At 71.5% G+C, this 13042-nt stretch carries 11 protein-coding genes; 3 read left to right on the top strand and 8 right to left on the bottom strand.

Features of this window, described 5'->3' with window-relative positions; genetic code table 11:
* Positions 1-33: 33 nt before the first annotated feature.
* The gene (locus tag ABZ780_RS01725) at positions 34-2250 is read left to right on the top strand and encodes a hypothetical protein (protein WP_357483103.1); all 2217 of its coding nucleotides are present in this window, start codon (positions 34-36) and stop codon (positions 2248-2250) included.
* On the opposite strand, the gene ABZ780_RS01720 is transcribed toward ABZ780_RS01725, so the two are convergent.
* The 3 genes from ABZ780_RS01720 to ABZ780_RS01710 form a co-directional block, all read right to left on the bottom strand.
* Entirely contained in the window at positions 2211-3776 is a 1566-nt protein-coding gene (locus tag ABZ780_RS01720) for a hypothetical protein (protein ID WP_357483100.1), read from the bottom strand. The two genes, ABZ780_RS01725 and ABZ780_RS01720, sit on opposite strands and share 40 nt — an antisense overlap.
* A 138-nt stretch (positions 3777-3914) precedes the next feature.
* Positions 3915-4070, bottom strand: coding sequence for a hypothetical protein (locus ABZ780_RS01715; protein WP_357483097.1), 156 nt, complete (start codon positions 4068-4070; stop codon positions 3915-3917).
* A 112-nt stretch (positions 4071-4182) separates the two neighbouring features.
* Complete coding sequence (locus ABZ780_RS01710; RefSeq protein ID WP_357483095.1) at positions 4183-6216, bottom strand: hypothetical protein; 2034 nt, start codon at positions 6214-6216, stop codon at positions 4183-4185.
* A 288-nt stretch (positions 6217-6504) separates the two neighbouring features.
* Here ABZ780_RS01710 and ABZ780_RS01705 point away from each other — a divergent pair, with 288 nt between their 5' ends.
* A complete protein-coding gene (locus tag ABZ780_RS01705) occupies positions 6505-7338 on the top strand; it encodes an IS5 family transposase (RefSeq protein ID WP_357483093.1) in 834 nt (277 codons plus the stop codon).
* A 232-nt stretch (positions 7339-7570) separates the two neighbouring features.
* Here ABZ780_RS01705 and ABZ780_RS01700 read toward each other — a convergent pair whose 3' ends face one another.
* From ABZ780_RS01700 to ABZ780_RS01685, 4 genes are all read right to left on the bottom strand, one after another.
* Positions 7571-8320 (bottom strand): alpha/beta hydrolase, encoded by a 750-nt coding sequence (locus ABZ780_RS01700; RefSeq protein ID WP_357483090.1) that lies wholly within the window; start codon positions 8318-8320, stop codon positions 7571-7573.
* 261 nt (positions 8321-8581) lie between these two features.
* Positions 8582-8881, bottom strand: a complete 300-nt coding sequence (locus ABZ780_RS01695) for a hypothetical protein (protein WP_357483088.1) — start codon at positions 8879-8881, stop codon at positions 8582-8584.
* Positions 8882-8975: 94 nt separating this feature from the next.
* On the bottom strand, positions 8976-10397 hold the full coding sequence (locus ABZ780_RS01690) for an NAD(P)/FAD-dependent oxidoreductase (RefSeq protein WP_356999170.1): 1422 nt from the start codon (positions 10395-10397) through the stop codon (positions 8976-8978).
* 1 nt (position 10398) lies between these two features.
* A complete protein-coding gene (locus ABZ780_RS01685) occupies positions 10399-10959 on the bottom strand; it encodes a hypothetical protein (RefSeq protein ID WP_356999167.1) in 561 nt (186 codons plus the stop codon).
* Positions 10960-11152: 193 nt separating this feature from the next.
* Between ABZ780_RS01685 and ABZ780_RS01680 the strand changes: the two genes are divergently transcribed.
* Positions 11153-11758, top strand: coding sequence for a TetR/AcrR family transcriptional regulator (locus tag ABZ780_RS01680; protein ID WP_357483086.1), 606 nt, complete (start codon positions 11153-11155; stop codon positions 11756-11758).
* A gap of 52 nt (positions 11759-11810) precedes the next feature.
* Here the strand turns inward: ABZ780_RS01680 and ABZ780_RS01675 are convergent, their stop codons facing one another.
* On the bottom strand, positions 11811-12989 hold the full coding sequence (locus ABZ780_RS01675; protein WP_357483084.1) for a GDSL-type esterase/lipase family protein: 1179 nt from the start codon (positions 12987-12989) through the stop codon (positions 11811-11813).
* Between the last annotated feature and the right edge of the window lie 53 nt (positions 12990-13042).

The following is a 13042-nucleotide window of genomic DNA, read 5'->3' as shown; positions in this document are numbered from 1 at the left end:
CGATGATCCGGTGGGGACGAAGGCAGGGCGGCGGTGACAGCACTCGGACGGTCCGCCAGAGCGGTGGCCAGCAGGGATATCGACCGGGTCCCAGCGACCCGGCGCTTCGACCCGCGCCGGCACCGGCGGGTCGCCGGGCTTTTCGACCTGTGGCTGGCCCCGGGCCCGAAAGGCCGGCTCATGGTGCCCACCGACCCGAACCGGTTACTCGATGCCCGGTCCATCGCCGACCTCGTACGGCGCACCGGGGACGCCGCCGACGACGTCCGGATCCTCACCGACGACGGCGCCCGGCACGCTGACCTCTTCACCGAGGTGGCCGGGCTGCTCGGCCACGACGTGCTGATCAGCCCGGAGGGCACCGACATCCGGCACACCGCCCCCCGAGTCATCGGCGCCGACGCTGGGACCACCGGGACCGCCGGGCCACTACACGCGGTGCCGCTGCACCGGGTCACCCGGCAGCCGATGGACTGGCTCGTACTCCAGCCACCCGACCTCGCCACCCACCTGCCCGGCTGGTTCGCCCTCGACGAGGGCCTGGTCCGCCCGCGCACCGGCGTGGTGCGCCTGCCGCTCGCCGACGGGCTCGCCCTCGCGACCCGGGCCGACTTCGTGGCCCGCCGGGCCACCGCGCACCGGCTCGGCCTGATCTCCGAGGGCATCGTCACCGTTGCCGTCACGGCCCGCGCCGACGGCTTCCTGGTGGGCAACTACAGCGGCACCCAGGGCGTGCACAGCGGCCGTCAGCTCGCCGCCCTCGTGGGCGACCTTCCCCTCTACGGCGCCGACCTGCGGCTCTGGCTGACCTGGCCCTCCGACGCCGACGAGCAGGCCCGACTCGCCGAGCAGACCGTCGAGCTGGCCGAGACGACCGGCGCCACGGTCTGGACGCCGCCGCCGGGAGGCCGCGCAGAGCTGATCGACGACCACCGGGACCTGCGGGCGCTCGACGCCGCGGGCGCCGTCGCGCCGTGGCGGGCGTACCGGCCGAGGTACGCCGACGGTCCGGCGACCCTCGACGCCACTCCCGACGGTCTGCTGGTGTCGCGACTCACCCGGGAACGGATCGCGCTGACCGTCGCGGGTGGCGTGGCGCCTCGTCCGGTTGCCACCACGGAGGCGGACGGACCGGCCGAGCCGGCGTCCGGCGTGGGTGGCCCGACGGCTGGCGCCGACGAGGCGCCGGCGGCGGACCAGGAGGCCGCGGACGGAACGCCGGCAGACGCGAGCGTGACCGACGCCACACCGAAGGATGGCGCGGCCGTCGGTACGCCGCCAAAGAAGTCGACAGACGGGTCGGCGGCAGACCAGCAGACGGCGGAGGGGCCGGCCGATCCGCCCACGGCGGTGCTGACCTCGCCGCTGCCCCGCCCCGCGCTGGTCACCGAGCGGCGCCGCGCCTCGGACTACGGCCCGCCCTGGCTGCGCCGTGGCCAGCAGGTCAACGCGGAGACATTCGAGGCGTTCATCCGGACGCCGAGCGACCCGGCCGGGGTCGTCGCCGACGGCATGCCCAGCGCCGAGCTGTTCCTGATCGCCTTCCTCGACCCCCGGTCCGCGCCCGAGGGCTGCGATCTCCTGCGGGTACGGATCGAGCCGGGCGGCGCGATCGCGGTTGCCGCGCTGCGATCCCACGTACCGGCCCGATTGCAGTACCTCCTCGGCACGTCGGACACCTACCTGCTGCCGGCGGCCCGGTTGGATCGGGTGCGCCCGGTCGGCGGGTTCCGCACCGAGGGCGTCGGATGGCTCATGCCGGTCGGCGAGGCGCACGGCGCGACGTTGCGGATCCGGTCCGCCCCCACCGCCCGCTCGACCGCCGGGCTGCCGAACGACGTACGCCGCTGGCCCGAGTTCGGCACACGGAAGGCGTACGCCCTCCTGCCGGTGCGGTCGCGCGGTCTTCCCCGGGGCTGGCTGCGGCTGTACCGGCAACCGCCAGCGGCCCGACCCGGCCGGCTGCTAGTGGAGGTGCGGGTGCCCCGGAGCCGTACCGTCGACGTCGGCGCCACCGCCGCCGTGCTCGCACCGCTCGCCTCGGTGCGGACCCGGGTGGACTCGCTGCACCGGGCCGGGGTGGAGCTGATCCTGGGCAGCCGCTCCTACGACCGGATCCAGGTGCGGCGCGTCCACGAGGCCCGCGACGGCGGCTGGCAGCGCAGCCGTGGCGTCACCCCTGGGCCGCTGCCCGCCACGCTGCGTCGGCTTCAGTCCGCCGCCACCGCCCCGGCATCCGGCCCGACCTGAATCGACCACCGGCCGCTGGGAACCGGACCGGTCACCACCGGCACGCACCGGCCGCCCGTCGTGGCGGCGAGGCTCCGCGCGCCGGCCGCGCCACCGGCGGGCAACCCGGCGGTGAACACCACGTACGGCTTCGGCAGTTCCTCCTCCGGCGTGGGCGGCTGTGGCAGGGCGTCCAGGACCCGGCTGCCGCCGGGGGCGTCCGTGCCGAGTGCCGCGCCGACCACGGCCACGCCGATGCCACCGGCATGCAGCCGCCGGGCGAGGAGCACGGCCGCACGCCGGCAGTCGTCGACGGGGCCGACGAGGGTGAGGACGTCCGGGGCCCGACCGAGGTCGACGTGCAGCCGCCAGGGGCCCTGGCTGCCCAGCACCAGCGGGAGGATGGCCGGCGGGGCGGGCTCCCGCTCGCCGAGCCAGGCGTACGCGGGCGCTGATCCACGTCCCGTCGCCACCCCCGCCAGCCGGACCCGCATCGGACCGGCCTCGGTGTCCAGATCGGCGCTCAGGTAGGGGACCTCGTCGCCGCTCGGCACCGTCGGTCGTGGCACCTCCGGTACCGGACCCGGCGCCTGCTCGGCCGGCGGCCCGACGACCGCGCGCTCCGGCACCGGATCCGGAGGCTCAGCCTTCGGATGCACGACCGGCGGGGCCGGAGTGGACGGTGCCACAGGAGGTTCGCCCGGCCGCGTACCGCCCCGGATCGGGATCGTCGGCGGCGCCGGCAGGACGAGGGGTGCCGTCACCTCGGATGGCCCTGGAGCGACCGACGGCGGCGGGGCGTGACCGGCGGCGAGTTCGGCGGGGGTCGGTGTGTGGTGCCGCTGTGGCGGCCACGGTCCGTCGTCGGTGAGGGCAAGCGCGCCCCGGCGTGATCCCACCCGACGCAGCAGCATCAGCGCCACCACTGCGAAGATCACCGCCAGTACGCCGGCACCACCCCGCACCAGCAGTGGGCTGACGGGATCGGTGGTCACCGTCCGCTCTTCCCGCGGCCGGGCGAGGGCCTCGGTCTCCGTCGTCGCCACGGCCGGGGCCGAGGGGGGCGGCGGGGCGGCCGTGGACGGGGCAGCCGTCGAAGGGGCCGGTGTGGACGGTGCGGGTGGAGACGGGGCGGTCGACCGGGGTGCCGGGCTCGACGGGGCGGCGCTCGGTGCCACGGTGCTCGGCGCCGGTCGCGGCGACCGCGCGGCGACCGTCGGCATCCGGCCGATGCGTACCCCCTGGCCCTTCGCGTCCGCCGGCAGCACCAACATCCAGCCGGGTTCGAGCACCAGGCCGTCGGTGAATGTCGCGCCGTCGGGCTGCTTGCGCCCCACGTTGAGGTCGACGATCTCCCGGTACCGGTTGCCGTTGCCGAGGGTGCGCAGGGCAATGGCGTACAGGTACTCCCTCTGGCCGTCGACCGCCGGCCCCACCACGTAGTACCGGCCCGTCTCGGCGGGGGCCGCACGCGCCTGCCCCGCTGGGGCACCCACGACGAGCCCGACCAGCACCAGTGCCGCCGCCACGGCTCGCCGTATCAGCACCATCGCCTCCGTACCCTCGGTCCATCCAAATCCTGCAGTTCCGGTCCTGTAATACGAGCCGGGGTCGCGACGGTTCAACGTGACCGTGATCGGTTGGCGGTCCTGTGTCGGCAGCAGGGCGGTGCCGTTAACGGGAGGTCACTTCGGGAGCAGTTCGGAGAGCAGGGCCGCGGCCTCGCCCGGGCGGACCAGGACCGCGGCGTGGCTGACATCGAGTGACCGGACGTCGAACCGGTTGCCCGGGGTCAGCGCGTCCGCGTCGGCGATGAAGCGGTCCTGGAGCGCGATCGGCATCGACCCGGTCGGCGAAGGTCGGTGCGGTCATGCGCGAATGATGCCTGACCGCCGCCGCGCCACCGACAGGCCCCGCCGGGATGGTGATCCCGGCGGGCCCGTCCGGTCGGCGTCAGGCGCAGGGTGTACGCGCGCAGACGTCGATGATTTTGCCGGTGAGCAGGAAGACCGCCTTCTGTTTCTGGGCCGCGGCCTGGGCGCGCGGGAACTCGTGCGGGTCGTCGCCGTACTCCGGCCCGGCCGGGGCGAGGTTGGTCGGGGGCGGCGCGTGGGCCGCGCCGCTGTTCCAGATCACGATCGCCGAGCCGGTGTACGGGTACCTGCGGATCGGCGCGATGCCCCAGTACGGCCGTACGTCCAGTGACCAGCCGTCGGCGAGTGCGGGGGTGTGTAGGCGGGCGCCGATGGTGCGGGCCTGGACCTCGGCCGCTGCGGGCGAGACCTGCTGGTCGCCGAAGGCAACGTGCATCAGCACCTGGTGCGCCGGGGTGCCCGGCAACGGCCGGTCGGTCATGTGCTGGGCGTACCCGTTGGCCTCGGAGCGGTCCCACAACATCTGTAGCAGCGCGAGGATCAACTGCTGGTCGACCTTGTCCGGGTAGTAGCCGTCCATGATCGACTGGAACGGGGCGAAGTCCACGCTGCGTTGCAGCAGCGTGGAGTAGTTCATCGCGGGCACGCCGAGCACCGACCGGGTCCAGTCCTGGGCGATGGCGGTGAGCGCGCCACCGTTGATGCCGCCCTGGCTGTTGCCGTCGTAGTGCAGCCCGCCGGCCACGTTGATCAGCGGCCGTGCGGCGGCGTCCCGGAACGCCGGGTGGGCGGCGAACCCGCCCGGGTGGATCATCGCGCGGCCCAGGAAGAGGAAGTTCAGGTAGCTCTGCTGCAACCGATCGGCCACCGCCGGGAAGGCGCTGAGGTCGGTGAACGCGCCTGCCACATAGGGGACGTCGGCGGCGGCCATGCCGATCCAGCTGGTCGCGCAGAAGGTGAAGTCGTACGTGTTCGACATCGTCTTGACATTGCCGGCGTTGATCTCGGTCGGTCTGCCGAGCAGGCCGTGACCGTAGAGCGAGAGGTGCGCCGGCTTCGCGGCGGAGGCGCTGCGCGGGATGTTGCAGACGAAGTCCGCCGCCACCGTCGCGCCCGACGGGGTGGGCAGGGAGTTCGGCGTCGACGGCCTCCCGCTGCCGCCGACCGGCCCGTAGTGCAGCCGGGAGCCCGGCCCGCCGTCACCGGTGAGATAGGACGGCACGCCGACGGTGCCGGTCACCTGCCGCGCGATCAGCGGCTCCTGCTCCGGTGGGTAGTCGGTCACCTGGGTGACCGTGAACGTCGGTGCGGCCCGGCGGAGGCCGGCGAACGCGCTGTCCCGGATCGACAGCATCCGCCCGGTCAGACCGTGCCGGCTGGCCACGGTGAAGTCCCAGGCCAGGTAGAGGCTCTGCCGCTTGACACCGGCCCTGGTCAGGTCGGCGAGGATCCGCTTCATCTGCGGTGCGCGACTGTCCCGATGGCCGAGGCCGGAGCCTTTCACGTACGCCGTGAACGCCTTCGGCGCCGGGATCGGCGCTCCCCTGCCGTCACGCATGCCACGCAGCCCGACGACGTACCGGGTGCCCTCGGACAGCGCCACCGCCGGCCGGATGATCAGCACCTGCCGGTCGGGCTGGCCGACAGCGTGCGCGTCCAGTTCGGCCCAGTACGGCGTGCGCTTCCCGGTCCGGGCGTCGAGCAGCACGATGGGCGCGTCCGGCGCCAGCGAGCGGCCGATGTCGGTGACCGGGGTGATCCCGGAGGCCACGGCGTCGAGACCGGGCACCCGCACCAGAATCGGCGAGCCGGGGCTGAACCCGTCCTGCCGGTTCCACTCTGTCGGGTCGATCGGGGTCCCCTGGGCGCTCGCGGGCATCGCGGAGGCCGCGAACCGCACCCGCTTGCCGGTGGGGCTGGTCCGGTCCGGCACGGTGAAGTAGTCGTTCGGGAACGGCAGCAGGCAGGCCGTCGGGTCGATCGGGTCGCAGGCCCCGGGCCGGGCAGGTGCGGGATGCGCGGGATGCGCGGTGGCGGGGGTGGCGCCGAGCAGGACGGTGCTCATGGTCGCCAGCACGGACACGGCAAGACGGAGCCGTCTGTGTGTCGTCACACGCATCTCCTCGACGCTGGACGGTGGGTCGGCGCGCGGGCCGACGGTGGGGGTGGTGTTCTTCCTACGCTCGTGAATGGATCTCAGCAAGGGGCCACCACGTCCCCTCTCCCCTTCGCCCGCACGCTTCGTGCGGTGGGTCGAGGATTCCCGAGGATGCTCGCGCAGGTATGTCGTCTCAGCGCGTGAAGGCCGGCTCAGAGATGTCTGAGAGCGTGTTTGAGAAGGTCTGTTGTGGACGGCGTGTTGGCATAGCGCCGAGGATCTTCAGGGGGCAGGGTGGCTCGGGTGTCTGCTCGTCGTGGCTACCCCTCGGACCTGACCGATGCTCAGTGGGCGCTGATCGAGGCGCTGCTGCCGGAGCCGAACACGGACGGGCGGAGGGAGAAGCATCCTCGTCGGGAGATCGTCAACGCGATCCTGTACGTGGTGCGGGCTGGGTGTCCGTGGCGGTATCTGCCGGCGGATCTTCCGCCGTGGCAGACGGTGTACTGGTACTTCACCCGGTGGGAAGACGCCGGCGTGACCGAGAAGCTCCTGGCCACGCTGCGGGTCAAGGCGCGGGTGCAGCAGGGCCGCGAGCCGCAGCCCTCGGCGGGAATCATCGACTCCCAGTCAGTGAAGGGCGCTGACACCGTCAGCCGAGACAGCCGGGGCTACGACGCCGGGAAGAAGGTCAACGGCCGCAAGCGGTTCATCGTCACCGACACCCTGGGCCTGCTGGTCACCGTGACCGTCCTGGCCGCAAGCTGGCAGGACCGCGACGGCGCCAAGACCGCCCTGCTCAGCGCCTACATGGCCGCCCCGATCCGACACGTCTTCGCCGACCAGGGCTTCACCGGACGGCTCGTCGACTGGACCCGCGACATCCTGCGCACCACCCTCGAGATCGTCCGCAAGCCCACCGACCAGCGCGGCTTCGCCGTGCATCCCCGCCGCTGGGTCGTCGAACGCACTCTGGCCTGGCTCACCGCCTGCCGCCGACTCGCCCGCGACTACGAACGCCACCCCGAGGTCTCCGAAGCCATCATCCGCTGGGCCGCCATCGCCGGCATGGCACGCCGCATCACCCGGGGCCGACCCGCCCGACGCCAAGCCCGCCGCACCTTCACCTGGACCTGATCAGCTCATCTCAAACACGCTCTGAGCCGGCGGTGTGCGGGGGTCACAGCCCTGCCTGACGCCCTAAGATCGACTCCGTTTCGGCGACATCGCGGTATCAGCTTGACGGGATGGCGCTATGCCGCCGATCTGGTGTGGATCTCCGATGCTGGCCCCAGGCTGGGTCGCGGTGCGAGACAGCCCGGGGCCACCAATCGTCGTCATGGTTGCCGACATTGTCGGGACAGCACACCTAGCTCATGGTGGCGCGGGCGGCGGTGTCGATGAGGTCCGCGACCGGACCGGGTTGTGAGACTGCCACGGCGTGGGACGCGGCGACCTCGACTGTCGTGGACCCGGCCCTCTCGGCGAGGAAGCGCTGCAGGTCTGGCGGAATGCCCTGGTCCTGGGTGCTGATCAGCGTCCACGATGGGATCGTCTTCCAGGCGGCCTTTGTCACACCCTCCTCCTGGGCGCTCGCGGAGGCGGGCCGCTGCGTTACCGCCATGAGTGCGGCGGTGTCGGGGTCGACGTCCGCGGCGAACACCTCCGGGAACTTGTCTTGCTGGATGTACTGATCCATTGTCGTGCCACCGTCGTCGAGAGGGATCGGCACCATTTTGATGCTGGAGGCGAGCTGACTTCCGGAGTACTTGGAGATCAGCCCGATCACACTTTCCCCTACGTCCGGGCTCACGCTGGCGACGTACACCAGAGCCTTGACATTGGGAGCGCCATCCGCGGCCTCGGTCATTACCAGCCCGCCGTACGAGTGGGCGGCCATCACGACCGGCCCGGGCATGCTGTCCAGAAGCGAGCGAACGTAAGCCGCGTCCTTCTGCACACCGCGCAGCGGGTTGGCGACGGCAATGACCGGATGCCCCCGACGCTTGAGGTGAGCAATCACTCCATTCCAACTCGACGAGCCGGCGAATGCCCCATGGACGAGAACAACGGTGGGCATCCCTGCCTCCTGGGCAGACATGTCGGGCGCAGCGTTCATCTGGCATTCCTTTCGAGAGGCCCCACTGCCCGCTGCATGTGGTAATGCAGACCTGGCCAGCGCGGACGGTCGACGGGCGATTCACTGGCAGCGCGTACCGGCCCGCAATCCCGGCCAGTGCGGTGCCGCATCCAATATCCGGTACGGGTCAGACTGCTGTCAGCGAGATCGAGAAAAGCCAGATGTACGAGCCCACCCCGGCGTTCCGGTGGGCCCTGAATCGGCGCCTCGGGCCGGCCGACCCGAAGCGCCGACACGGCACTACTCGATATCCGAGAACAGCCCCATGATCGTCACCTGCGCCTGCGTCAGCCCTCCGAAGACGGCACCGGCAACGGGTGTCGCGACCGCGGCGGAGGCGTCCTCGTAGCTGTCGAAGTACAGGTCGAGGGTCCGGTACGCGGGGGTGGCGGTGCCATCCTCCTTCGGCCACACCTTGGCCGATTCGACACGCCGTACCTTCGGGAACGTGTCCGCGGCCTGTCGTACTTCCGCGTAGACCTTCTCGAACTCGTCAGGGTTCTCGGGGTTACCGATGATCAACGTGATCTTGGTGGGCATGACGCTCCCCTTACATGGTTTCCGAGTGATGACACGAGAGACGACCGAGGGCGCCGGGCCCGGACGACGGGACGAGTGCCCGGCCCATCGACCGTCAGCGGCCGTAGGTCTCCAGCAGCCGCAGCCACACCTCGCTGACGGTCGGGTACGCCGGAACCGCGTGCCACAGCCGGTCCAGCGGCACCTCACCGACGATGGCGATCGTCGCGGCGTGGATCAGTTCCGCCACGTCCGGGCCGGCGAGGGTGAAGCCGACGATCACCTTCCGGTCCTCGTCGACGACCATCCGGGCGTGCCCCTTATAGCCATCGGCGTGCAGGGACGACCCGGCAACGGCACCCAGGTCGTAGTCCACGACACGGATCCGCAGCCCGGCTGCCTCGGCCGCGGACGCCGTCAGACCCACCGACGCGATCTCCGGGTCAGTGAAGATCACCTGCGGCACCGCCCGCTCGTCGGCCGTCGCCACGTGCCGGCCCCACCGGCCGTCCTCGACCGTGGCACCCTTCGCCCGGGCCACGATCACGTCGCCCACCGCCCGCGCCTGGTACTTGCCCTGGTGAGTCAGCAGCACCCGCCGGTTCACGTCGCCCGCCGCATACAGCCACTCGCCGCCGCCGACGACGCGCAGGGTGTCGTCGACCGCCAGCCAGGCACCCGGGGTCAGCCCGATGCCGTCGAGGCCGATGTCCTGAGTGTTCGGTGTACGACCAATCGCCACCAGCACCTCGTCGGCCTCGACCCGGTCACCGTCGGCGGTCACGATCTGGACGGCTCCGCTGTCGTCGCGGTTGACGGAAACGGCCTCCGCGCCGGGGCGTACCGACACACCGGCCTCGCGCAGCGACTCGGTGACCAGCTCACCGGCGAACGGCTCCACCGACGGCAGCACAGAGTCGCGAGCCAGCACCGTCACCGACGACCCCAGAGCGGCGAACGCGGTCGCCATCTCGGTCGCCACCACGCCACCGCCGATGATGGCGAGCCGGCGGGGAACCGAGGCGGCCGAGGCGGCCTCGCGGCTGGTCCACGGCGCCGCCTCACGCAGGCCCGGGATGTCCGGCAACAGAGCACTGCTGCCGGTCGCGACGACCACCGCGTGTCGCGCGGTCAACGTCGTCGTGACACCGTCGACGCCGGTCACCTCGACGACCCGCTCGGAGCTGATCCGCCCGTGACCGCGGTGCAGCGCGATCCCGGCCGACTCCAGCCACGAAACCTGCCCGTCGTCCTGCCAGTGCGACGCGAAGGAGTCCCGCCGGCTCAGCACCGCAGCCGCGTCCAGGTCTCCCGTCACCGCCTCCCGCGCGCCCGGCAGTTGGCGGGCCGCCCGCAACGCGGACGCGCTGCGCAGCAACGCCTTGGTCGGCATGCAGGCCCAGTACGAGCACTCACCGCCGACCAACTCCCGCTCGACGATGGCGGCGGTCAGGCCACCCTTCACGACCCGGTCGGCGACGTTCTCCCCGACCGGACCCGCACCGATCACGACGACGTCGTACTCAAAGGTGGTCATGTCAGTTGCCCTTCGCGGCGCGGCCGAGGCGGACAGCCGCGATGAGGAAGAAAATGGCGCCGGGGATGGCGTAGCCGGCCGCGTTGGTCAACGACGGGTTGTCCGCGGACGCGCTGGCGATGAAGGACCCACCAGCCAGAACCGAGATGCCGCCGCTGATGATCATCGGCCACTGGCCGCCCATCCTCCGACGGGTGACCCCCACGATCAACTGGACCAGGCCGGCCACGATCGCCCAGGCACCCCAGACCCGCAGAACCGCGGGGATGCCGGACGAACTGGCGACGCCCACGCCGACGGCCGCGATCAGGCTGACCGCGATGTTCACGTACAGCAGGGCCGGCGAGCCGGTGGTCCGCGACGAGCGAAGGTCGTAGATGGCGGCACCCACGTCGAACAACGGATAGAGCACGAACAGCGCCACCGCGAGGGGGCCGATCTCCTTGGCGGTAGCGATCGTCACCCCGGCCCACACGATGGCGAACGCGAAACGGCCGAAGTACAGCCGCCGCAGCGCGGACGCCGTCTGGGAGATGCCGGGTGGAGCAGCAATGGTGGCCACGGTGAGCCTTTCAGCGGAGGGGCTTGCTGGGGAGATCGAACGTTCTGTCGTGCCAGCATGGCAGGCGCCACGGCAAACGTCAAGACCGAACGTTCTATCTGTGCTTCGCCGGGGGCGGTGGCGGGCGGAACACCGCTGCTCACGGCGGCTTGCATTGCTCAGACCGAACGTTCTTTTCGCTAAGATGGTCGGTATGACGCGCGGCGAACCCGACACTCGGCCCTCTGAGGCGCGACTCCGGCTCCTCACCACGGCAACAAGGCTCTTCTACGCGGAGGGCATCCACTCCGTCGGCGTCGACCGGATCATCGCCGAGGCGAAAGTGACCCGGGCCACGTTCTACCGGCACTTCCCCAGCAAGGACGACCTCATCCTCGCCTACCTGCGTGACGTCCATCAGATGGATCGCCGCGCGGTCGATGCGGCCCTCGCCACCAACCCGTCGCCGCTCGACACCCTCCTGGCCATTGCTGGCTCGATTGCGCAGAACATCCAGTCCCCCGGGTTCCGCGGGTGCGCCTTCCTCAACGCCGCCGCGGAATATCCCGACACCAACCATCCCGTCAACCAGGAGATCATCACCCACCGGCAATGGTTCCTGGACACACTCACCATGCTGATGGCGCAGGTCCACGAGGAGACGGCGGCTCCCGCCGCGCGCCATTTCGTCATGCTCCGCGACGGCGCCATGGCAGCCGGATGCCTCTACGACCCCGCGCTGGTGTCCGAGACCTTCGTGCGCGGGGTCGAAGGGCTCCTCCGGATCAACGCCGAGCGCCGGTCGACCACATCCCGCTGATCGCGGCTGATGGATCCACGCCCGCGGCCGGCGCTGTCCGCGTACCCCCTGGTCAGCGCCTCTTGGCGGCGAAAGGGCCGCCGTCGCCGAACGCGAGCCGCGCGAAGTTCTCGGCGATACGGCGGTGCCCGGCAGTGTCCGGGTGGAGTTCGTCGGGTAGCGGGTGTTCGGCGTAGTCCGCCTCGCCGTACAGGTCGCGGCCGTCGAGGTAGTGCAGGTTCGGGTCGTCGGCCGCGCGCTGTTCGACGATCCGGGCGAGTTCGGCACGGATGACGTTGAGCGTCAGCCGCCCGGCGGCCCGCTCGGCCGGATCGCCCGTGGCCTTGAACCGCAGCCTCCCGCCCTCGACGTCCGGCGCGAGAGGGCCGGGCGTGTCCTCCTGGACCGGGCACAGGATGGCGGACACGACCAGCAGTGGTGTGGTCGGATGCCCCTCTCGGACAGTGTCGAGGAAGCCGTGGACCGCCGGAGTGAAGGCGCGTAGACGCATCACGTCGCCGTTGACGATGTTGATGCCGATCTTGACGCTGATCAGGTCCGCGGTGATGTCCCGCATCGCACGGGCGGTGAACGGGTCGAGCAACGCGCTGCCGCCGAACCCCAGGTTGACCAGTTCCACGCCGCCCTCGGCCGCGGCCAGGGCTGGCCAGATGGCGCTGGGATGACCGGCGTTCGAGCCGTGGCTGATGGAACTGCCGTGGTGCAGCCACGTCCTGCGCCCGCTGGGCGGTGCCGGCTCGACGGGCGCGTCGCTGCGCAGCGCGATCAGCTCAGTGATTTCCGTGTGCGGCAGCCAGATCTCGATGTCCTTCTCACCCGCGGGCAGACCCGCGAAGCGTGCGGTGCCGGCCGGCCCTTCGGTCAGCACGGAAGCCTGGGTGAACATGTTGGTAATGGTCCGGACATTGCCCCCGGCCACCGAGGCCTGCGCGGCCAGGCGACCGTCGATCAGCAGGTCGTAGACGCCATCCGGCGGGGGCGCGAAGCCCTGGTAGACCCGCCTGGTCGGCAGCGTGTCCAACTCGATCACGCGGGCCCGGGTGCGGAAGGCCAGCCGCACACCGGAGGGCTGGGCCTCGGCCATGGTCAGTTGGTCGTCGGGGATCTGCCGGCGCGCCCGCGCGGGCAGCCGGTGCGGCAGCAGACCGCGTACGGTCGCCTCCACGTCGACGTGGCCACGCAGGAGGTCCATGGTGACCGGGGTGACGACCCAGTGGTGTTCGGTGGTCATTGCCTCAAGCCTCTCGACCGAAATGTCGGTGTTCGTCGGCGCGACGCGCAGCG

It is taken from the genome of Micromonospora sp. NPDC047467 (genome assembly GCF_040643095.1).
Lineage (GTDB): Bacteria > Actinomycetota > Actinomycetes > Mycobacteriales > Micromonosporaceae > Micromonospora.
Note: the sequence above shows the minus strand (reverse complement) of the source record. Positions and strands in the feature narration are given on the sequence as shown.